The 21,237-nt window shown below is 62.0% G+C and carries 12 protein-coding genes; 7 read left to right on the top strand and 5 right to left on the bottom strand.

What is annotated here, in order from left to right; translation table 11 throughout:
* Window positions 1-5: 5 nt before the first annotated feature.
* Window positions 6-3,392 carry an exodeoxyribonuclease V subunit gamma gene (gene recC, locus AX768_RS04880; RefSeq protein WP_061999013.1) on the bottom strand — a complete coding sequence of 1,129 codons (3,387 nt, stop codon included), beginning with the start codon at window positions 3,390-3,392 and terminating at the stop codon, window positions 6-8.
* Window positions 3,393-3,615: 223 nt separating this feature from the next.
* Between recC and AX768_RS04875 the strand changes: the two genes are divergently transcribed.
* Window positions 3,616-6,090: an FUSC family protein gene (locus AX768_RS04875; protein ID WP_061999012.1), complete on the top strand. Its 2,475-nt coding sequence runs from the start codon at window positions 3,616-3,618 to the stop codon at window positions 6,088-6,090.
* Window positions 6,091-6,109: 19 nt separating this feature from the next.
* Here the strand turns inward: AX768_RS04875 and AX768_RS04870 are convergent, their stop codons facing one another.
* Complete coding sequence (locus tag AX768_RS04870) at window positions 6,110-6,319, bottom strand: hypothetical protein (RefSeq protein WP_061999011.1); 210 nt, start codon at window positions 6,317-6,319, stop codon at window positions 6,110-6,112.
* A 122-nt stretch (window positions 6,320-6,441) separates the two neighbouring features.
* Complete coding sequence (locus AX768_RS04865; protein WP_061999010.1) at window positions 6,442-6,918, bottom strand: Lrp/AsnC family transcriptional regulator; 477 nt, start codon at window positions 6,916-6,918, stop codon at window positions 6,442-6,444.
* Window positions 6,919-7,074: 156 nt separating this feature from the next.
* On the opposite strand from AX768_RS04865, the gene AX768_RS04860 reads away from it, so the two are divergent.
* Window positions 7,075-7,632, top strand: coding sequence for a cysteine dioxygenase family protein (locus tag AX768_RS04860; protein ID WP_061999009.1), 558 nt, complete (start codon window positions 7,075-7,077; stop codon window positions 7,630-7,632).
* Between the two features lie 3 nt (window positions 7,633-7,635).
* On the opposite strand, the gene AX768_RS04855 is transcribed toward AX768_RS04860, so the two are convergent.
* Complete coding sequence (locus AX768_RS04855) at window positions 7,636-10,212, bottom strand: mechanosensitive ion channel domain-containing protein (RefSeq protein WP_082778749.1); 2,577 nt, start codon at window positions 10,210-10,212, stop codon at window positions 7,636-7,638.
* Window positions 10,213-10,338: 126 nt separating this feature from the next.
* A complete protein-coding gene (locus tag AX768_RS04850; protein WP_062000788.1) occupies window positions 10,339-10,842 on the bottom strand; it encodes a hypothetical protein in 504 nt (167 codons plus the stop codon).
* A 286-nt stretch (window positions 10,843-11,128) separates the two neighbouring features.
* Between AX768_RS04850 and AX768_RS04845 the strand changes: the two genes are divergently transcribed.
* From AX768_RS04845 to AX768_RS04825, 5 genes are all read left to right on the top strand, one after another.
* The gene (locus tag AX768_RS04845) at window positions 11,129-11,434 is read left to right on the top strand and encodes a hypothetical protein (protein ID WP_061999007.1); all 306 of its coding nucleotides are present in this window, start codon (window positions 11,129-11,131) and stop codon (window positions 11,432-11,434) included.
* Window positions 11,435-12,043: 609 nt separating this feature from the next.
* Window positions 12,044-12,874, top strand: a complete 831-nt coding sequence (locus tag AX768_RS04840; protein ID WP_061999006.1) for an IclR family transcriptional regulator — start codon at window positions 12,044-12,046, stop codon at window positions 12,872-12,874.
* A 505-nt stretch (window positions 12,875-13,379) separates the two neighbouring features.
* Complete coding sequence (locus AX768_RS04835; RefSeq protein WP_082771398.1) at window positions 13,380-14,747, top strand: MdtA/MuxA family multidrug efflux RND transporter periplasmic adaptor subunit; 1,368 nt, start codon at window positions 13,380-13,382, stop codon at window positions 14,745-14,747.
* A 33-nt stretch (window positions 14,748-14,780) separates the two neighbouring features.
* Entirely contained in the window at window positions 14,781-17,900 is a 3,120-nt protein-coding gene (locus tag AX768_RS04830) for an MdtB/MuxB family multidrug efflux RND transporter permease subunit (protein WP_061999005.1), read from the top strand.
* A gap of 4 nt (window positions 17,901-17,904) precedes the next feature.
* On the top strand, window positions 17,905-21,213 hold the full coding sequence (locus AX768_RS04825; RefSeq protein WP_061999004.1) for an efflux RND transporter permease subunit: 3,309 nt from the start codon (window positions 17,905-17,907) through the stop codon (window positions 21,211-21,213).
* Window positions 21,214-21,237: the final 24 nt, after the last annotated feature.

Genomic DNA, 21,237 nt, shown 5'->3' with positions numbered 1-21,237 from the left:
ATTCGTCATGCGTCGCTCCGCAAGTGCTGCTTGAGCGGCTCGAAAACGAGACGAGCGAGCGTGGCGAAAGTTTCATCGAGTCTCAGATCCGAGCCACGAAACGCGATGCGCAAAGCAGGATCATCCGACTCGCCACGCGTCCTGTCCGATACCCACACGCCCTGCGCCTTGGATTCGCTCTCCGTTACCCACGTCCACGCGCTCTTGGGGAAGAACCGCAATGGCAATCTCCGTCCCGCGCGATAAAGCGCCGCAAGCGTCGCAAGGTGAGCTAGAGGGTCTGCGACAGGCGTCAGTTCGAAACCGCTCGATTGCGCGCCGCGCCCGTGCCATACCGTGCGCCTCGGACCGTCGGGCAGCGCGGCGCAATACGCGAGATGGGCAAGCCACGCGGACAGATAATCGCGCGCACGCGGGACGTCGTACCGGTAGATGATCTGGCCTTCGTCGGTCAGCAGATTCAACGTGCCGTGGATTTGCATTGGTTGCAGGGCGTCCGCCTGCAACGTCGCGTCATAGCGTCCGAAGAGTTCGGCGTCGGGCCAGCGCGGCGCGATGTCCAACGCAAAAGGCAAACGCGACGCGCCTACTTCCGTTGCGATCCGAACGCGATTGGCAAGCGAATGCAACGCGCCGATCTCGCGTGATTGCCACACGCCGCCCGTCGCACCGCCCGGCATTTCCGGACTTGCACGCGCAACCCGGCGCGCGCGATCGAGCGCACGAGTTTCGTTTTCAACGGTGAGTTCAAGCAGCGACGGCAACACACGGTCAGCGAGCGCCGCACGGCCGGGATATTCAAGCTCGAACGGTTCGGTATCGCCGAGTTCGCTTTCAGCGTCGAACAGCGCGATGCCAAGACGATCGCGCAGGATCGCTCGCGCCGGATGGCGCCAAAATCGCTCGAAGTCATCGAAGGCGATGGGTTCGACGTCTTCCGCCGGCAACGGCACGCCGAAGAATCTGACCGACGGCTCGGTCTTGCCGAGCGCCAGCGTCCGGGCAAGCTCTGCACGCTCGGGCTCATAGGTGAACAAGGGATTGCTGAAGTACTCAGGCGCGAATGGTTGCAGCGGATGCTCGAACACAAAGCGGCTGCGTGCCGCTTCGAGTTCCTTAGGCGACGCGTCGTCTCCCGCGACCGTCACGGCGAGATGATCGAGCAGTTCATCGATCAGCGCAGCGGGCGGCAGTGCGGCGTTGTCGCGAATGCTGCGTCCGGTGTACGCGATCATCAATCGATCGCGTGCAGCCAGCAGCAAGTCGAGGAACAAGTTGCGCTCGTCGTCGCGGCGTTGACGATCGCCGAGCTTGCCGAAACTTGCCATCAGGTCGAATTCGTCGGCACGCGCGAGACTTGGCAACATGCCGTCGTCCATGCCGAGCAAACAGATCACGCGATACGGCAAGCCGCGCAAGCTCGTCAGCGACGAAAACGTCACACCGCCCCACGGCACGCCGCCACGCGCGGCATCGTCCAGGGCATCCGTCAGCGCCGTGCGTAATACATCTGCGGAAATTTCGCTTTCGGCCGCGCCCTCGTTCATTGAAAGCATCAGCGAGTCGAGCGTTGCGCGCACATCGGCGATCGAATCGGCGAACGGCAGGCCAGCATCGAAAAATTGCGTGAGCGCGGCGAGCAGCGTTTGTGTCCACGCCGCGGGCGGGCGTGGTGTGGCGACGCGCTCGCCGAAGGCATCGATATCGTCGATGAAACGCGTCAACCGCCCGAGCAGCTCCGAATCCGATCCGTGCGCGCCTTCCACGGGCAGCCATTCGTCGACAGGAGCGCCGCCATCGGGCAGCGCGTAGCCAAGGAAGAGCCGGGTCAGCGCATCCGAAAACGTATGGCGGGCTGCAGGAACATCCACGCCAGTGACGGCCGAAGGCGCGAGACCACGCCGCGCGCCCGCCGCCGCCAGCCATGTCTGCGCGGTTTCGAGCGCGACGGCATCGATGCCATAACGCGCCGCGACCGCATCGACCCGCAGCCATTCGATCAGTTCGGGTGCACCCACGCTGCGCTCGGGCAGCGCCAGCCAGTCAAGCAGCACACGCGCGACAGGATTCGCCTGCGATGGCGGCAGACCCGTGATCCGATACGGAATGCGCCGACGCTCCCCGGCCACGCCGGGCGGCGCAGTGCCGAACACGCCGTCGATCAGCGGACCGGCTGCGGCCAGATCCGGAAACGCCACGAGTACGTCGGACGGCTGCAGTCCGTCGACCTCGTCGAACCAGCCGAGCAGGCGGTCGTGCAGCACTTCAAGCTGGCGCGACAGACTATGGCAAACATGAATCTCGATCCCGGGTTCGAGAGAGAGTGCCTCCTCCGCTCCGGACGGCGCGTCCAGGTCGAGGATGGCGTTCTGCACGTGCGCGAGCCAGCTCGGCGCGGCGTTGTGCTCGAAATGACTGGCTTCCCGCGATGCTGCACTCTCGGTCAACTCATGCAGCATATGCAACTGTGCCTGCGTCTGGCGGCCCCATTCGGCAAGCAGCGGATGCCCCACCTCCTGGAAGTCCAGCTTGCCTGCGAGTTCGAGTTGTTCAACCCGTGCCTCGCTGACAATATCGAACCAGAATTCCCGGCACGGATTGATGGCGTAAATACGGACGTCGATCCAGCGCGACAGTTCACGCAGCAACGCAATATGCAGCGGCGGCATGGTCGGCAACGCGAACACGCTGACGCGCTCGGGCCACTCCGCCTTCATCACGGCATCGAGATCCAGCTTCGGCGATTCGGTCAGGAACTTGTACGCAGGCGGCGTGGGGTCACGCGCGTCGGTATCGAGCGCAAGATCGGCGAGCAGTGCGCGCCACAGATCGGCCTGCCAGCGTTCGTCTTCGCGCTGGATGGCGCTCGCGCCGGGCAGGCGTGGACCGTTGGCATCGATCGCGCCGCCGGTGGACGCCATGATCGAGCCGCCCGCCTGCCAGTGCTGCAGCCATTCCGGGCGGTATGTCAGATAGTGATCGAACACCGTCGCAATACGGCGCGCGAGTTCGTAGCGCATGGAATCGTCGGCTGCATCCAGATACGCGTGAAGCCGCGACGAACCCTCGGGCGCCGTGTCCTCCATTGCGCCGAGCAGACGAAAGCACCGCCACACCAGCCGGTCCGGCGCAAAAGGAGAATGCTCGGGCACCTGCAACACGCCGCCAATGCGCGCCCACAACCATTGCGCGAGATAACACAGGTCCACGTTGGCGCAGATTCCGAAGCGCGCTGCCATGTCGAGTTCCAGCCGCCTTCGCACCGCCGCGCTCGGCACGATGATGGTCTGGCTTGCAAAGGGGTCACCATCATTGAGCGCGAACGCGGCAACGTCGTCCAGCAGCGCCTGCGACAGCGTTTCATGGCGGTTCGAATAGAAAAGTTCGAGCATGGATCCTGCTAGTTGAGCGTGAAAGGCAACGGCTCGTTCGGCAAAAGCCAGGGACGTGTCGCGAGGTGAAACGACAGGATAGCAAAGGCCGTTCTCCACGGCGATTAGGCCGAACGGCCTACGTTTCGGCGCCGTCGAGTTGGGTTAGACTCGGAGCCACAATGATAGGCGGGGCCGAACGCCTCACAGGCAAACGGGACCACGCCGGGAAATTAGGAAGTCGATGCGTTACTCGCTAGAAATCAGAAAATTCATTTATAGCCAGTACTTCTTCGGCGGCTTGCGCATTGCGCTCGGCGTCTCGCTGCCTGCCGTCCTGATGCTGACCATTTTTCACAATCGTGAACTCGGCTTCACGATAGCGACCGGCGCATTGGGCGCGTGCGTGGTCGATATGCCGGGGCCGCTGAAGTACAAGCACAACGAGATGCTGGCTTGCACGGTGATCGGGTTTTTGTCGGCGCTTGCAACCGGGATTGCGAGCGCGAATGTGGTGACGTTGTGGCTGACCGTCGTGCCGCTCACGTTCGTGCTGTCGCTAATCGTGGTGTACGGCAATCGCTGGCCGCAAATCAGCTTCGCCACGCTCTTCATGATGATCGTGACGCTGGAAGAGCATTTCACCCCCATGCAGGCGCTCGTTTATGCATCGTGGATTCTGCTCGGCGGCCTCTGGTACACCTATTGGGCAACGTTCGTCAGCCGCTGGATGGTCTATCGGATCGAACGCCAGGCGCTTGCCGAAAGTGTCTTCAGTTGCGCCGAGTATCTGCTCGCGCGTTCCGAGTTCTACGATCTCGATACGAATATCGACGAATGTTATAGAAAGCTGATCGAAAAGCAGATTCAGGCGGTTGAACGTCAGGACGCGGCGCGTGACATCGTGCTGCGCAACCTGCCCAAGCTGAGGAGCGGCAAACTCGATCCGCGCCGCGCGATGCTCTTCAACCTGTTCATCAACGCGGTGGATCTGCATGAGATGTTCGTCGGCGCGCACACGGACTATCCGCTCGTGCGCAACACTTTCGGCGGCGCGGACATCCTGATCTTCTATCGGGATCTGATGCGAAAGTCTGCGCTCGATCTCGAAGACATTGGTCTGGCCGTGCTGCAGAATCGACCGGCGCGTCCGAAGATCAACGTGAAAGCGGAGTTGCGCGCGATCGAATACGAACTCGATCAGATGCGCAAACATGAAGTCCCGCAGAAGAACCCCGAGGCGTATTCGGCAGTGTCGTCGGCGTTCAGGCGGTTATGGAGCGCGACTCGTCTCATCGATAAAATGCGGCGCCAGACGCGGCACGATCCGAGCATCACGGAAACAGAAATACGCGTTGATCCGAAGCTGTCGCGGTTCGTGTCGAGCCGGCGCGTGCCGTTCATGCAGATTTTTTCCAATCTGACCATGTCGTCGCCGAGCTTTCGCCATGCGCTGCGGGTGACGATCGCGGTCGGTATCGGCTTCTGGCTCGGACGCTTGTTGCCCTTGACCAACGCGTACTGGATCGTGATGACCACCGTCATCATTCTCAAGCCGGGCTACTCGCTCACCAAGCAGCGCAACGTGCAGCGGATCATCGGCACGGCCATAGGCTGTACGGCATGTGTCGGGCTGATTTTCGTGGTGAAGGATCCGCATGTGCTGCTCGTGGCCATGTTCGCCTGCATGGTGATGAGCTATAGCCTGCTGCTTTTCAATTACACGGCGAGCGTCGTTTTCACGTCGGCGTATGTGTTGCTGATGCTGCATTTGCTCGCACCAGGCGGGATGCGCCTGATTGGCGAACGGGCAATCGATACCGCCGTGGGTTGCGCCATCGCCATTGCCGCGAGCCATCTGTTCCCGTACTGGGAATACCGGCTGATGGGCAAGCAAGTGCACGACATGATCGGCGCAATGCGCAACTACCTCGAAGCGAGCTGGTGGTGGACAGGGAAGCCCGCGACGCAACCCGAAGCGAAGACCGCGACAAACCCCAATCTTTTCGCCGATGCCAATGCGGCGACTGCCGAAGCGGCAACAATGGCGCTCGCAAAGGCAGAACCGCCCGCTTCGGCGCCGGAAGCCGAGAGTGTGTCAATGGTTGCGACCACGAGCGAAGCCGCGAGCGCAGCCGGTGCAACCAAGACCAAACCGGTTTCCGGCGAAAGCTCCGCGGCGACTGCTCAGTCGGGCGCATCGGCGGCCGCCGCCGAAGCCGCATCGGCCCTGGACAGCGATTTCAAATACCGCCTCGCACGCAAGAACGTGCATATCGCTTTTGCGAATCTCGGCCAGGCGTTTCAGCGCATGATGCTCGAGCCCAAAGCGCAGCAGAAGTTCGTTCCCGAACTCAACGACCTTCTAGTGCGCAGCCACGTGCTCGCGTCCCAGATCACGGCTGCTGGTCCCTTGCTGCAGTCCGTTGGAAAGTCCGCCGCGGGTCACGCCGCGCAACCCGTTCAACGCGCGCTGACCGTGATTCGTGACAATCTGACGCAAGCGCAAGAAGGCGTGCCCGCGCCCGACGATCAAGCCGAGCAATCGAAGCAACTCACGGTCGAACTGGATTCGATGGTGGTGGGCGCCGAGCGCGCGGAAGATATTCCGTTCGACGCCGTGCAGGACCTGAAGCTGCTCGCGCATCAGTGCAAGCAGATGCTGACGGCGTCGTTCCTGATCCTCAAGGACGCGAGCCTCATCAACTTGCCGGAATGAATGAGGCGCGAGTGCCGCGTTATTGCGAAGCGCCCGTGGCAGGCACGGCGGGCACCGTTGTGCCGGATGCCGGCGTCGCGTTTTCATGCTCGTAGTCGCGCTTTTCGCGGATCGCGTTGAAAAATAGCGTTCCGATCACAAGCAGCACCACGACCACAATAAGAATACTGATCGCGAAAGTGGGATTCTTGCTGCGCGTCGGAGCCTGTTTGCGGCGGTCATCGGTCATGAAAATCGGGGCTCTTTTAAGATTGGATGAAGCGCAAGATCTTACTCGACGCTGATTTCAGATGGATTGCGGGGTTTCACTCCGAGAAACACGCAAGACACGGTCCCCATTCGGGCCGACGGCTAATTCGCTGTCACACCGACCGGCGGCCTGACTGGCAGCGCCGTGGAATATTTGATCTGTTCCATCGCGAAACTCGAACTCACGTCGTACAACGGAATGGCGCGAATGAGCGATTTGTACACACGGTCGTAATCGTCGATATCCGACACCACCACGCGCATCAGGTAGTCCGTTTCCCCGCTCATCCTGTACACCTCGACCACTTCGGGGATATCCCGCACGGCACGTGTGAACTCGTCCGCCCAGTCCTGCGTGTGCTGGTTCGTCTTCACGGCGACGAACACCGTGGTCCCCACGCCGAGCTTGCGTGGATCGCACAGGGCGACCTGCGCGCGTATCACGCCGGCTTCCTTGAGGCGCTGAACGCGTTTCCAGCACGGCGTCTGCGAAAGATTGACCCGCGTCGCCAGTTCGGCAATGGGCATCGTGACATCTTCCTGTAGCAGTTCCAACAGCTTCCGATCGATAAGGTCCATGCCCACGCTGCCCCTTGTAGGAAATTATTCTACTTTCGCGCTAATTCACGAAATTATATGGAAACTTCTTCCACAAGCAAACCGGTATAAATGAGCTATCGAAGAACGCAAATTCGCTGCCCTTTTGCGGACCAAAGCTGACCATAAAAGCTCGCCATGACTCTGATCCTCGACACCGTTGAAGCCCTGGACACCCAACTTTCGCTCGCCCGGTTGACCCATGCACTCGATGCCGCGTGCTGCCTGGACCCGGCATCGCCAGGCTTCACGCTGGGTGTCCGGGCCGCACTGGCCGGTTTGGCCGCTGAACCGGGGCTGCTATCCAACGCACAGCGCGAATCCAGCGCCGATGGCTACAGGCGGCACCTGTTGCTCGGGGATCCACTTGGCCGCTACGCCGTGGCGGCTCTTGTGTGGCGGCCCGGCCAGATGAGTCCGGTCCACGGGCACCATACGTGGTGTGCTTACACGGTAATCGAAGGGACGCTGAGCGAAACACTGTTTTCCTTTGACGCCGATACCCATCGCGCGGTCGAAATCCGCCAGCACGAGCGCGTTTGCGGCGCGGTTTCGGTGGTGGGCGCGGGACGCGCCGCGATCCACCGCCTCGGTAACGCATCAGCAGCGGGAAAAACCGCTGTCTCCATTCATGTCTACGGCGTGACGAGTGCGCAAATTTCGACGCACGTGAACGATCTCGTGCAAGCCGCCTGACAGCTACGCTTTCCCCGGCGCCGCTGCAGTCGGAATCTGCGGCGGAATCTGCACGGATTGATCCGTTGCCGGCGGCGCGGGCTGCGGATCATGCGAGATATCACGCGCCTCCGACGCGGCGCTGCGCGCAGCCGGGGACACGGGCGACATCGGCGAGGGGTCCTTCACCTCGTCGAGATCGTCCCAAGGCGCGTCCTTGCCCGATGATTCCTTCGATACCCGCAACTGCATTTGCGGCACCGGAACGTCCATCCCGACCTCGTCCATCTTCCGTTTGACCCTGACGTTGAACGCCCGGGCGACGCTCCACTGCTTCAACGGCAGCGTCTTGATCTGCCCTTTCACCACCATCCAGTTCGGATCGAAACGGTCGAGCCCCCACACTTCGATTGGACCGAGCATCTCGCGCCGGTAGCGGAAATCCGCTTTCAGTTCGGCGCCCACTTCCCGGATCATTTGCGTGACATGGTCGACGTCGGCCGAGAACGGCACGCGCACTTCGAACACGGCGTAGGCGAAATCACGCGACAGGTTCTTAACGATCTTGATCTGCGAGAACGGAATCGCGTGAATGGCGCCCTGCCCGTCGCGCAAACGCACCGTCCGAATGGTCAGCGTCTCGACCACGCCTGCATGGCCCCCATCGACTTCGATGGAATCGCCTACCGAAATCGTGTCCTCGATAATGATGAAAAGCCCCGTGATCAGATCGGCCACCAGCGACTGGGCGCCAAAACCCACCGCCAGGCCAATCACGCCCGCGCCCGCAAGCAGCGGCGTCACGTTCAGCCCAAGATTTGCTGCCGTCACAATGGCGGCGGTGGTCAGGAGCGCCACGAACACCACGTTGCGGATCAGCGGCAGCATGGTGCGCGCGCGCATGCTCGGCCCGCGCCCCTTGCCGCGCGGCGCGTTCGGATTGAGCGCCTCCTGGATTCCCGTATCGATGATGATCCACACCAGCCACGAGACGAAAATGGTCAGCAGGATTGCACTGACCGCGTGCGTGATGCCGCGTGCGGCGACGCTTTCCTCCGCGAGATTCGCGAGCGAAAAACCCCAGAGATGCGACCAGAGCTCAAGAAACCCGAGCCAGATGAAAAGCACCAGCAGCCGGCCGGAGTACCTGACGAGCCGCCGCACATAAGCGGACTGCCGGCGGGTCTTGCGCTCCGGCAGCTTCGTGACGTGCAGCACGATCGCGCTGAGAAACAGGCCGATGACAAGCAGCCCGGCGCTGGCAATATCGAGTTGCAGCACATTTTCCGACGTACCGATCCCCGCCAGCGTCCCGATCACGGACACGGCAACAAGGAGCAGCATGGGCAAATGCCATAACGAGCCGAACACTTCGAACGTTTCGGTCGCGGCCTTGTGGCGGCTGCGCTGCTCGTATGAACGGCTGCGAATCAGATGGGCCACGGGCCGCTGGAACGCGAGCGCGAAGTAGCCGGTGAGGATAGCGGCGCACATGTTTGCGATGGTCGATATCAGCGCCGACAAGTTCGTTCCGAGCTGCTGGGCCACGTCATAGTTGGCGGCGGCGTCCCCGAGCGCGCCAAGCGTGCCGATCACGAACAGCAGGCGGCGCGCATGGACGATCAGCACGTTCACCGCCACCCGCCGGTGCGCCGAACCAAACAGCGAAAACATGATCAGGCAGATCGACGAGAAAATCGCGCCCGCGACGATCGCGTAGGCCGTCACCATCGCAAGCGTCCGGCCGAGCGATACCGGCATCATCCGCACGAACGTCAACGCCGCGACAAACGCGAACAAATAGGGCCCGACTCGGCGCAGTGTGAAAATCAGCAGTTCGCGGGTGCTCGGATTCGGATGCAGCCCGAAATGAATCTTGAAACGGGCATGGAGGCGTCTTTGAAGGTAGACGAGCAGGAAAGCGCATGCGCCCCAACCGGCAAGCGTGAGGAAAAAGTTGAGCAAGGTGCGGCCGAACGGTTCGCGGCTCTGCCCCGAGGCGATGGTGTACAACTCGTTGCCCGCGGCGTTCAGACGGCCGCCCCAGTAGTTGAGCGGCGTGTGCCCGCGGCTGATATCGGCTTCGATGTTCGACAGACCCGACGCAATTGCCCCCAGCAGCCCGGTCTTCGGCGTGATCGCCGCGACGACGGAGGACGCCGCCGACGTAGAACTTGCCGGCGGCGCCTCGGCCGCCGCGCTCGCTGCTGATGCGGAATCATCCGCAGACGTCGCGCTGGCTGTGACGGGTGGCAGCGTGCCCGATTCGGCATCGCGCTTCGCGTCACGCAGCTTCTTCAGTTGGGCGACAAGCGCCGTGCGCTGGCGGTCGCTGTCGAGTGCGGAGATCACCGTGTCGAGCGAGCGTGTCAGGTCGGCGTTGGTCGCGGCACTCGCAGGCGTATCCGACGCCCCGGTTGTGAACGCGGGGACAGCCGCTGCGTCCGAAGCGGCTGGCGGGCTGACCAGTTCCTGAAATGACGGCAGTGCAAGCGCTGGCGGCGCCGCGTGCGCGTCGGGAGAAAAACCGGTCATGGCGGCGAAAAACATCGCAGCAAAGACCAGCGCGCCAGCGAGCGCCCGGATTCGGCTTGGCTTCATGGCGGTGTGGAAGATGTAAAAGACCGCCAGTTTAGCCGTTGTCCCGAAATTATCTTTAGACGAAACGGTCAGGTGCGTAACGAAATGTAGCCGGGAAAAACCAGTAGCCGCGCCGCTCGCTCCAGCTTATTTATCCATGTCGGCGCGCGCGTTGCCCGGATCTGATGAAGCCGACGGTGTTCCTGAACCGGCCGCGCCGGTGCCGGACACCCCACTCGCCGCCCCTTGGGAACCAGGCGTACCGCTTGCCGACCACCCTTGCAGCTTGCGTCCGGCCGTCTGCAAACCGGCTCCAGTATCGCTCGCCACGTTCGCGATGGCCGCATTCGTTGCGCTCGCGGCCCCGTCCAGATTGGCGCGGGCCGTGGCCGCTACGCCGCTCGCCGACAAATCCGGCAGGGTTCCCGCCGACTCGACATTCTGCTGTGCGGACTGCTTGACCGAGTCGACGTGCTGTCCGACATAGTTGGCGGCCTGGTCGAATTTCTGGCCCGCCTGACTCGCGACGTTGTTCAGCGCACCCATGGCCTGCCCGGCCGCGGCGTCGTGTTTTTCGCAAGCAGCAAGAAAGCCGATCACGATCACTGCGCTCGCCAGCCGGTTCATTCCTTTCGTTCGCAACTTGTTCATTTCTCGTCTTCCTTGCCCGGTGTGCGTGTCGCCGCACGCCAGAAGTCCATTCCTGAGTTCAATCGATTGCACCATACAAATGATAACTGCCGAAGCCCGCCGCCTCTATTTCGGAGCGCGACGTTAGCCGTTGCGCCTAATCTTCAACATTCAAAACAGCCCTTTCACGGGGCGACCGATCCGGAGTGTTAACAATCCGACCTCCTTTCAGACCCTTCTGATTCAATTCGTGAGTGACCCTTCTTATAGTGCGGACCATCCTTGATTCCTACATTGAAGTGTCGTCATGATTCTCATGAACTTGCTGGTCGCATTTGTCGCGGGACTGATCCTGTTTGAACCCTTCACGCGCGCGCCGGTCTCGCGATCCGTTCGATTTACCGGGCATCGCAATCGCGCGAAACGCGCGTTCTTTCAGGCGGGCGCGGCGTTGCTGGCGGCACTGATCATAGCGACCAGCGAGCCGTCGCCTCAGTTGGTTTCCCCGCTCCTGGTCCTGAGCAGTTCGGTATTGCTCATGCTCGCGGGGATTTATTGGGCCTGGCGCGGGACGCGCCTGCTCAAACCGGGAAAGATGTTCTCGACGCATTGAGGCTATCGGTACGCGCGTTATGTGGGGTGCTACACATTTCTATTCGACGACTCCGATAAGAATCGACGCTTGGCGGGAGACATCGAGATGGAAGACGGCACTGTCTAGTTCACCTGAAATTACTAAACAAACCTTTCCGCGAGCGGAAAAACGTAAAAAATAGGATGCCGTACGGATTAGGATTACGCGGTCTGAGGTATATAGATCGGGTGTCATGGCGCTTCAGGCGGCGCGCTTAAGCGGGACAGGGGCGAAAAAAAAGGCGCTACGTTGCCGTAGCGCCTTAAAAGTTCTAGCCATTCCGAGGGCCGTGCTAGAACCTGAGAGCCGGTGATCAATTGGCTAGCGAGTCGTTAAAGCGTCTCTAACCAGTCTTTCGAAATCGGGTTCCATTTTTTACGTTAAGCGAAACCGAGTCAAGCGAAATTTCGGGGGGTGAGCGACTATCCAACGGTACGGTACACGGGTTTAATGACAAAAACGGGTTCAGCGAATGCATCCTATGGTCGCTGATTGGTACGATTCCGATAAGCGGGACGCCCGTCACCGGTCAGCATCAACGATCGGCAGCAAACGTCCTTCCCAACGAAACCAAGTTCCGAAAAATAAATGCACACAACTGAGAGCCGGCCAGCGAGCCGGGAAAAAGAAAAAGGGCGCGACGGAGAAGAAGTAGTTGCGTTGTCACGTGGACTGGATGTCTTGAGGCGAATTGCAGCGGCTGATGCGCCGGTAAGCAACCGTGAGCTCGCAGAGTGGACAGGCATACCGAAGCCGACCATCTCGCGCCTGACAGCGACCCTGGTCAGCGCCAACCTGCTGTTTCAATTACCCGACAGTGAGCGGTTCGTGCTCACGGCATCAGTGCTCGAGCTAAGCAACGGATTCCTGCGCAACTTCGATATCCGGGCACGCGCACGGCCGTTTCTCATCGCGCTGGCTGACCGGACGACCTTGAGCGTTCATCTGGCTGTCCGCGACCGCCTGGACATGGTCGTCATCGATACTATCCGGCCACGCTCGGCGGTACTCGTGTCTCGGCTGGAAGTGGGCGCGCGCATGGATCTCGGGCGGACCGCGGTCGGCCGGGCGTACCTGGCTGCGTTGGGCGAGGCTGACCGCGACAGTCTGGTCGAAAGCCTGCGCATTGCGTCGGGCGATGACTGGCCGAGCATCGACAGCGGTTTGAAGACCGGACTCGAAGACGCCTTGCGCCGCGGGTTTGCCATGTCGACCGGCGAGTGGCATCACGGGCTGAATGCAGTCGCGGCCGGTTTTGTCGGTCCGTCCGGCCAGCGTTACGCGGTGAACTGCGGTGGCGCCGAATATCAGGCGCCCCTCGACGTGCTGCTCGAAACGGTAGCGCCGGCGTTGCTTGAATGTGTCGCAAGAATCACTAATGAGATCGGTGGCACGCCGACTGCGCGCCTGAGCGAGTAAAGCCTTGCTTGTGCCGATGCTGCGCCGGTCGTAGTGGCGCAGCATCGATCATTTCGGTTTCCTGTCGGGCGCTCGTCTCGACAAAAGCTTTCATTACCATTTCAAGACGTGCCTTCGTTGCGCGCCCTTGCGGCCCACAGCGCAGTTTCCAGCATAGCGTTCATCGCCCGATGCTCTCCTGCAGCACGAGCAAGGTCCTGTAACGCTCGTAATCAATCGAAAGAAAGATAACTGGACTGCAAGGAAGCGCGGGACGTAGCATCATGCTTCGCGCGCCCGGCCACCGCTTAAAAGCTATCATTCGACGCTTCGTGCAACCGCTTTGGACGCCACAACGCCCATGCCCGGCCTCACGCGGGTCGCCGCCACGGCGTCAAAACCGGCCCGTTCAAGGCCTGCTTTCGACCGTCAGTGCGAGCGCTCGGCAAGGCCGCGCGGCCGCGCATCAAGACACTGCTTCAAGAAACCTTTTCCGAGCCCACCGACTCACCGAGCCACTGAAACGATGGACGAACAAAAAAACCACTCAACGCCACCGCCTCATACTGAACCGCGTTCGCCCATCTCCCAGGCTTCCACACCCCGTCCACCCGCTTCACGCCCCCGCAGCCGCAAGTTGTTGTGGATCGTGGTGCTGGTGCTGGTCTTGATTGGCTTGTTCGCGTGGCATCCGTGGAACCGGGGCAGCCCGGACAACGCGCCGCAAGCGCGGCAGGGAGGCGGCAGGCGTGGTGGTGGCCCCGGCATGGGCGCGCAGCCCCAGCCGGTGCATGTCGCGAACGTGACACAAGGTGAAATGCCGGTGGTGATCAACTCGCTCGGGACGGTCACGCCGCTGGCGTCGGTGATCGTCAAGACGCAGATCAACGGCACGCTGCAGGAAGTCGCGTTCCGTGAAGGCCAGATGGTCAAAAAGGGCGATCTGCTCGCACAAGTCGACCCGCGTCCCTACGAGATTTCGCTGCGCAACGCGCAGGGCACGCTCGCGAAGGACCAGGCGTTGCTCCAAACCGCCCGGCTCGATCTGCAGCGCTACAAGGTGCTGCTATCGCAGGATTCCATCGCGAGTCAGCAGGTGGATACGCAGGCCTCGCTCGTGCAACAGCTCGAAGGGACGGTCAAGTCCGACCAGGCGAACGTGGACACATACAAGCTCGACCTCAATTACGCGCGCATCACGGCGCCGGTATCGGGCCGCGTCGGCTTGCGGCAAGTGGATCCAGGCAACTACGTGACCACCGGCGACGCAAACGGCGTGGTCGTCATCACGCAGCTCCAGCCTATCAGCGTGATCTTCACGACGTCCGAGGACAACCTGACCGCCATCCTGAAGCCGCTTCATGCGGGCTCGAAGATGTCGGTGACCGCTTACGACCGGGCCAATACAACGTCGCTGGAAAGCGGTTACCTCGAAACGGTCGACAACCAGATCGACACCACCACCGGCACCGTCAAGCTTCGCGCGACCTTCGACAATAAGGAATCGCTGCTGTTTCCAAATCAGTTCGTGAATACGAAGCTGCTCGTCGATGTCATCAAGGACGCGACCATCGTTCCGACGCCCGCGGTGCTCAACGGGTCATCGGGCGCATTTGTGTATGTGGTCAAGCCGGACAACACGGTGACGGTGCGCAATGTGAAGATCGGCCCGGTGGATGGCGAGCGCACCAGCATCAGGACAGGTCTGCAGGTGGGCGAACGCGTGGTGATCGACGGGTCGGACCGGCTGAAGGAAGGCGCGAAGATCACCATTCCGGCCGATGCACCGAAAGGCGCGTCAGGTGCATCAGGTGCAGCGACGGCGTCGGGGGCATCGGGCGCGCATGGCGCTTCCGGCGCGCATCATGGCCGTCACCGCCCGCAGCCGCAATAACGCATTGATGCTCCCTAACCGCACCGATACCGCATGAATCCATCGCGTCCCTTTATTCTGCGTCCGGTCGGCACGGCGCTGCTGATGGCGGCGATCATGCTGGTCGGCCTCGTTGCGCTGCGCTTCCTGCCGCTGTCCGCACTGCCGGCTGTCGACTATCCGACCATCCAGGTGCAGACGTTCTACCCGGGCGCATCGCCGGATGTAATGACCACGTCGGTGACGGCGCCGCTCGAGAAACAGTTCGGGCAGATGGCGAGCCTGAACCAGATGTCGTCGCAGAGTTCCGCGGGCGCCTCGGTCATCACGCTGCAATTCAGTCTCGACTTGCCGCTCGATATCGCCGAGCAGGAAGTGCAGGCCGCAATCAACGCAGCGGGCAATCTGCTGCCGTCCGACCTCCCCGCGCCACCGATCTACGCGAAGGTGAATCCCGCCGACGCTCCGATCATCACGCTCGCGATCAGCTCGAAGACCCTGCCGCTCACGCAAGTCCAGGATCTCGCCGATACCCGTCTCGCGCAGAAGATCTCGCAAGTCGCAGGCGTGGGTCTGGTCTCGGTCAGCGGCGGCAACCGGCCCGCCGTGCGAATCCAGGCGAACACGCGCGCTCTGGCGTCGTACGGATTGAATATCGACGACTTGCGCACGACCATTGCGAACCTGAACGTCAATACGCCGAAGGGCAATTTCGATGGCCCGTCGCGCGCCTACACCATCAACGCGAACGACCAGCTCACCGATGCCAACGCCTACCAGAGCGCGGTCATCGCGTACAGGAACGGCCGGCCGGTGATGCTGACGGACGTGGCCACCGTGGTGTCGGGTCCGGAAAACACGAAGCTCGGCGCATGGGTGGACAACACGCCGGCCATCATCTTGAACGTGCAGCGCCAGCCGGGCGCGAACGTGATCGCGGTCGTCGACGGTATCAAGAAGATCCTGCCGCAGTTGCAAGCGGCGTTGCCCGCCGCGCTCGACGTGCGCATTGTCACCGACCGCACCACGACCATCCGCGCGTCCGTGCGCGACGTGCAGTTCGAACTGGCGCTTTCCGTGGTGCTGGTCGTGCTCGTGATCTACCTGTTCCTCGCGAACATCTGGGCCACGCTGATTCCAAGCTTGTCGGTGCCAGTGTCGCTGATCGGTACGCTTGCCGTCATGTACCTGTGCGGTTTCTCGCTCGATAACCTCTCGCTGATGGCGTTGACCATTGCGACCGGCTTCGTGGTCGATGACGCCATCGTCATGATCGAAAATATCGCCCGCTACGTGGAAGAAGGCGAAGGACCGCTCGAAGCCGCGCTGAAGGGCTCGAAGCAGATCGGCTTCACGATCATCTCGCTGACGGTTTCGCTGATCGCGGTGCTGATCCCGCTGCTTTTCATGGGCGATGTCGTCGGCCGCCTGTTCCATGAGTTCGCAATCACGCTGGCCGTGACCATCGTGATTTCGGCAATCGTGTCGCTGACCCTCGTGCCCATGTTGTGCGCGAAACTGCTGCGCCATACGCCGCCGACCGAGACGCACCGGTTCTCGGCGCGGGCGCATCAGTTCATCGATTACGTGATTGGACGGTATGCCGTCGCGCTTACGTGGGTGCTCGACCGGCAGCGCTCCACGCTGGTCGTCGCGCTGCTCACGCTCGTGTTCACTGCCCTGCTCTATATCTGGATTCCGAAGGGATTCTTTCCGATCCAGGATACAGGCGTGATCCAGGCGATCACGCAGGCGCCGCAAGCCGCTTCGTATCAGGCGGTGGCACAGCAGCAGCAGGCGCTCGCCGCGCAGATCCTGAAGAACCCGGACGTCGAAAGCCTGACGTCGTTCATTGGAGTGGACGGCACCAACATCACGCTGAACAGCGGCCGGATGCTGATCAACCTCACGCCGCGCGACGACCGCAGCAGCACGTCGAGCGACGTGATCCGCAACCTGCAGCAGGATGTGGCGAACATTCCCGGCATCCGGCTTTATATGCAGCCGGTGCAGGACCTGACCATCGACTCCACGGTCAGCCCGACGCAATATCAGTTCATGCTGACCGATCCCAATTCGGCCGAGTTCGCCGAATGGGTGCCAAAGCTGACGGCACGTCTGCAGCAATCGCCGGAACTCGCCGATGTCGCCACCGACCTGCAGCAGAACGGGCAATCGGTGTATGTGGAAATCGATCGCTCGACGGCGGCGCGTTTCGGCATCACCCCTGCAACCGTTGACAACGCGCTCTACGATGCATTCGGCCAGCGCATCATCTCGACCATCTTCACGCAGTCCAACCAGTACCGCGTGATCCTCGAGAACGAACCAAGCGACGCGCATTACAGCGAAATCCTGAGCGGCATCTATCTGCCGTCATCGACGGCGTCGAACGGGCAAGTGCCCTTATCCGCAATTGCGACGTTCCACGAACGCGCCGCGCCGCTGCTCATCACTCACCTCGGCCAGTTCCCGGCGACCACGGTGTCGTTCAACCTCGCGCCCGGCGCGTCGCTCGGCGCGGCCGTGAAGGCCATCGAACAGGCGAAGCAGGACATCGGCCTGCCAGCGTCGTTCCAGATCCGCTTCCAGGGCGCCGCGCTCGCGTTCCAGGCATCGCTTTCGAACGAGCTGTTCCTGATCCTCGCCGCGATCGTCACCATGTATATCGTGCTCGGTGTGCTGTATGAGAGCTTCATCCATCCGATCACGATTCTCTCGACACTGCCCTCCGCCGGCGTCGGCGCGCTGCTCTCGCTGATGATCACGGGGCACGATCTCGACATCATCGGGATCATCGGCATTGTGTTGCTGATCGGGATTGTGAAGAAAAACGCCATCATGATGATCGACTTCGCGCTGGAGGCCGAGCGCGAGCAAGGCAAGACGCCGCGCGAAGCCATCTACCAGGCGTGCCTGCTGCGCTTCCGGCCCATCCTGATGACGACCATGGCCGCGCTTCTCGGTGCGTTGCCGCTGATGCTCGGCTGGGGCGCGGGTTCGGAACTCAGGCGGCCGCTGGGGATCGCTATCGTGGGTGGTTTGATCGTGTCGCAGGCGCTCACGCTGTTCACCACGCCGGTGATCTATCTCGGCTTCGATTCGCTCGGCCGCCGTGTGCGTGCGCGTTTTAACCGGAACGCGCCGCCTCGCCCCGCGGCGGACGCGGAGTAAGCGCATGAACCTGTCGCAACCGTTCATCGCGCGCCCGGTCGCCACCACGCTGCTGGCAATCGGCATTGCGCTGGCTGGCCTCTTCGCGTTCACCAAGCTGCCGGTCGCGCCGCTGCCGCAAGTCGATTTTCCGACCATTTCCGTGCAGGCGAGCTTGCCGGGCGCGAGTCCCGAAACGGTCGCGACCAGCGTGGCAAGCCCGCTGGAGCGTCACCTCGGTTCGATTGCGGACGTCACCGAAATGACGTCGCAGAGCTCGGTGGGCGCAGCGCGGATCACGTTGCAATTCGGCTTGAACCGCGACATCGATGGCGCCGCGCGCGACGTGCAGGCCGCCATCAACGCGGCGCGCGCCGACCTGCCAGCGTCGTTGCGAAGCAATCCGACGTACCACAAGGTGAATCCCGCCGACGCGCCGATCCTGATCCTGGCGTTGTCCTCGCCGACCCGAACGGCCGGCTCACTCTACGATTCCGCCGCGACGGTGCTGCAACAGACATTGTCGACAGTGCCGGGCGTCGGCGAGGTCGATGTAAGCGGCTCGGCGAATCCCGCCGTGCGCGTGGAACTCGAACCGGGCGCGCTGTTTCACTACGGCATTGGCCTGGAAGACGTGCGTGCGGCGCTGGCATCGGCGAATGCGAACAGTCCCAAGGGCGCAATCGAGTTCAACGGCACGCACTTCCAGCTCTACACCAACGACCAGGCCACAAAGGCCGCGCAATATCGCGACCTTGTGGTGGCGTACCGCAACGGCGCGGCCGTGCATCTGAGCGACGTAGGCGAAGTGGTCGATTCGGTCGAAGACCTGCGCAATCTCGGCCTGATCAACGGCAAGCGCGCCGTGCTCGTGATCCTGTATCGCCAGCCGGGCGCGAATATCATCGATACCATCGATCGCGTGAAGGCCATGGTTCCGCAATTGCAGGCCGCCCTTCCCGCCGACATCGAGATCACGCCGACTGCCGACCGGTCGACCACGATCCGCTCGTCGCTGCACGACACGGAAGCCACGCTGATCATTGCGGTGGCGCTGGTCGTGATGGTCGTGTTCCTGTTCCTGCGCAACTGGCGCGCGACGCTGATTCCGAGCGTGGCCGTGCCCATATCGATTATCGGCACGTTTTCGGCCATGTATCTGCTCGGGTTCTCGCTCGATAACCTCTCGCTGATGGCGTTGACCATCGCGACCGGTTTCGTGGTCGATGACGCCATCGTTGTGCTCGAAAACATCTCGCGGCATATAGAAAACGGCGTGCCGCGCATGAAAGCCGCCATTCTCGGCGCGCAGGAAGTCGGGTTCACGGTGTTATCGATGAGCATTTCGCTTGTCGCCGTGTTCCTGCCGATTCTGCTGATGGGCGGCATTGTCGGGCGGCTGTTCCGGGAATTTGCGCTGACGCTGTCGCTGGCGATTGCCGTGTCGCTGGTCGTATCGCTGACTGTCACGCCCATGATGTGCGCGCGGCTCTTGCAGGAGCCGCACAACCAGAAGCCGCCGGGCCGTTTCTCGCGCTGGCTCGAACGCCAGTTCGACGCCATGCAGCGCGGCTATGGACGCACGCTCGGCGTGGCGCTCGCGCATCCGCGAATCGTCTTGCTGGTGCTGATCGCGACAGTCGGGCTGAACGTTTATTTGTACATCATCGTGCCGAAGGGATTTTTCCCGCAGCAGGACACGGGGCGGATCGTCGGCGGAATTCAGGCTGACCAGAGCACGTCATTCCAGGCGATGAAGGGCAAGTTCTCCGACATGATGAAGATCGTGCAGGCCGATCCTGCGGTAGAAAGCGTCGCGGGTTTCACGGGTGGCCGGCAGACCAATTCGGGCTTCATGTTCATCTCGCTGAAACCCAAGAAAGAGCGCAAGGTTTCCGCCGATGCCGTGATCCAGCGCCTGCGTCCAGCGTTGTCCAACGTCGCGGGGGCCCGCACGTTCCTGCAAGCCGTTCAGGATATCCGCTCGGGCGGCCGGCAATCGAACGCGCAATACCAGTTCACGCTGCTCGCGGATTCCACGGCCGACCTCTACAAGTGGGGACCGAAACTCACCGACGCCCTGCTCGCCCGCCCCGAACTCGCCGACGTCAATTCCGACCAGCAGCAAGGCGGGCTGGAATCGTTCGTCACGTTCGACCGCGCAACCGCGGCGCGTTATGGCATCAAACCGGCGCAGATCGACAACACGCTTTACGATGCCTTCGGCCAGCGCCAGGTATCGACCATTTATAACGAGCTGAGCCAGTACCACGTGGTGATGGAACTCGCGCCGAAGTACTGGCAAGACCCGGAGATGCTCAAGCAGATCTACATCAGCACGTCGGGCGGGTCAGCGAACGGGGCGGCATCGACAAACGCGACGACCACCACGGCTCCCACTTCCGCGACCAGCGTCACCACGGCCGCCGATGCCTCGACGAGCGTGAACAGCGCGCTTGCGCTTGCGTCCATTCGCAACAGCGCGACCAATGCCATTGCGGCAAGCGGAAAGTCGAGTTCGTCGTCGGGCGCGGCGGTATCGACGTCGAAGGAAACCATGATCCCGCTCTCGTCCATCGCCAAGTTCGGGCCGGGGAATACGCCGCTTTCGGTCAATCACCAGAGCCAGTTCGTGGCGTCGACCATCTCGTTCAATTTGCCGCCGGGCAAGTCGCTGTCTGACGCAACTGCAGCAATCTACGAGACGATGGCGACCATCGGCGTGCCGGCCACGGTTCGCGGCAGTTTCGCGGGCACGGCGCAGCAGTTCCAGGATTCCACGAAGGACCAGCCGATCCTGATCCTGGCGGCGCTCGCAGCGGTGTATATCGTGCTGGGGATCCTTTACGAAAGCTACATCCACCCGATCACGATTCTCTCCACGCTGCCTTCGGCTGGTATCGGTGCATTGCTTGCACTGCTGCTGTTTCGCACCGAGTTCAGCATCATTGCGTTGATCGGCGTGATCCTGTTGATCGGGATTGTGAAGAAGAACGCCATCATGATGGTCGACTTCGCGATCCAGGCGCAGCGGCACGGGGCATCGACTTCCCGCGCGGCAATCGAGGAAGCATGCCTGCTGCGCTTTCGTCCGATCATGATGACCACCGCCGCCGCGTTGCTCGGCGCGTTGCCGCTGGCATTCGGAACGGGCGAAGGATCGGAAATGCGCGCCCCGCTCGGGATCGCAATCGTGGGTGGCCTGATCGTGAGCCAGTTGCTGACGCTTTACACCACACCGGTCGTTTATCTTTATATGGACCGGATCCGGATCTGGTCGGAGAATCGCCGGGCGCGCAGAGGTCCGCAACGACCGGCAAGCGTGACGGAATGAGACGCTTCAATAACAAGCCCTGAG

Origin of the sequence: Burkholderia sp. PAMC 28687 (genome assembly GCF_001577465.1) — a bacterium.
Taxonomy (GTDB): domain Bacteria; phylum Pseudomonadota; class Gammaproteobacteria; order Burkholderiales; family Burkholderiaceae; genus Caballeronia.
This window is presented reverse-complemented; position numbering and strand designations above follow the sequence as displayed.

Coding starts and splice junctions, on each gene's coding strand:
- AX768_RS04825 (WP_061999004.1), top strand. CDS start 17,905: ATGAACCTGTCGCAACCGTTCATCGCGCGCCCGGTCGCCACCACGCTG.
- AX768_RS04855 (WP_082778749.1), bottom strand. CDS start 10,212: ATGAAGCCAAGCCGAATCCGGGCGCTCGCTGGCGCGCTGGTCTTTGCT.
- recC (WP_061999013.1), bottom strand. CDS start 3,392: ATGCTCGAACTTTTCTATTCGAACCGCCATGAAACGCTGTCGCAGGCG.
- AX768_RS04845 (WP_061999007.1), top strand. CDS start 11,129: ATGATTCTCATGAACTTGCTGGTCGCATTTGTCGCGGGACTGATCCTG.
- AX768_RS04875 (WP_061999012.1), top strand. CDS start 3,616: ATGCGTTACTCGCTAGAAATCAGAAAATTCATTTATAGCCAGTACTTC.
- AX768_RS04870 (WP_061999011.1), bottom strand. CDS start 6,319: ATGACCGATGACCGCCGCAAACAGGCTCCGACGCGCAGCAAGAATCCC.
- AX768_RS04830 (WP_061999005.1), top strand. CDS start 14,781: ATGAATCCATCGCGTCCCTTTATTCTGCGTCCGGTCGGCACGGCGCTG.
- AX768_RS04860 (WP_061999009.1), top strand. CDS start 7,075: ATGACTCTGATCCTCGACACCGTTGAAGCCCTGGACACCCAACTTTCG.
- AX768_RS04850 (WP_062000788.1), bottom strand. CDS start 10,842: ATGAACAAGTTGCGAACGAAAGGAATGAACCGGCTGGCGAGCGCAGTG.
- AX768_RS04840 (WP_061999006.1), top strand. CDS start 12,044: ATGCACACAACTGAGAGCCGGCCAGCGAGCCGGGAAAAAGAAAAAGGG.
- AX768_RS04865 (WP_061999010.1), bottom strand. CDS start 6,918: ATGGACCTTATCGATCGGAAGCTGTTGGAACTGCTACAGGAAGATGTC.
- AX768_RS04835 (WP_082771398.1), top strand. CDS start 13,380: ATGGACGAACAAAAAAACCACTCAACGCCACCGCCTCATACTGAACCG.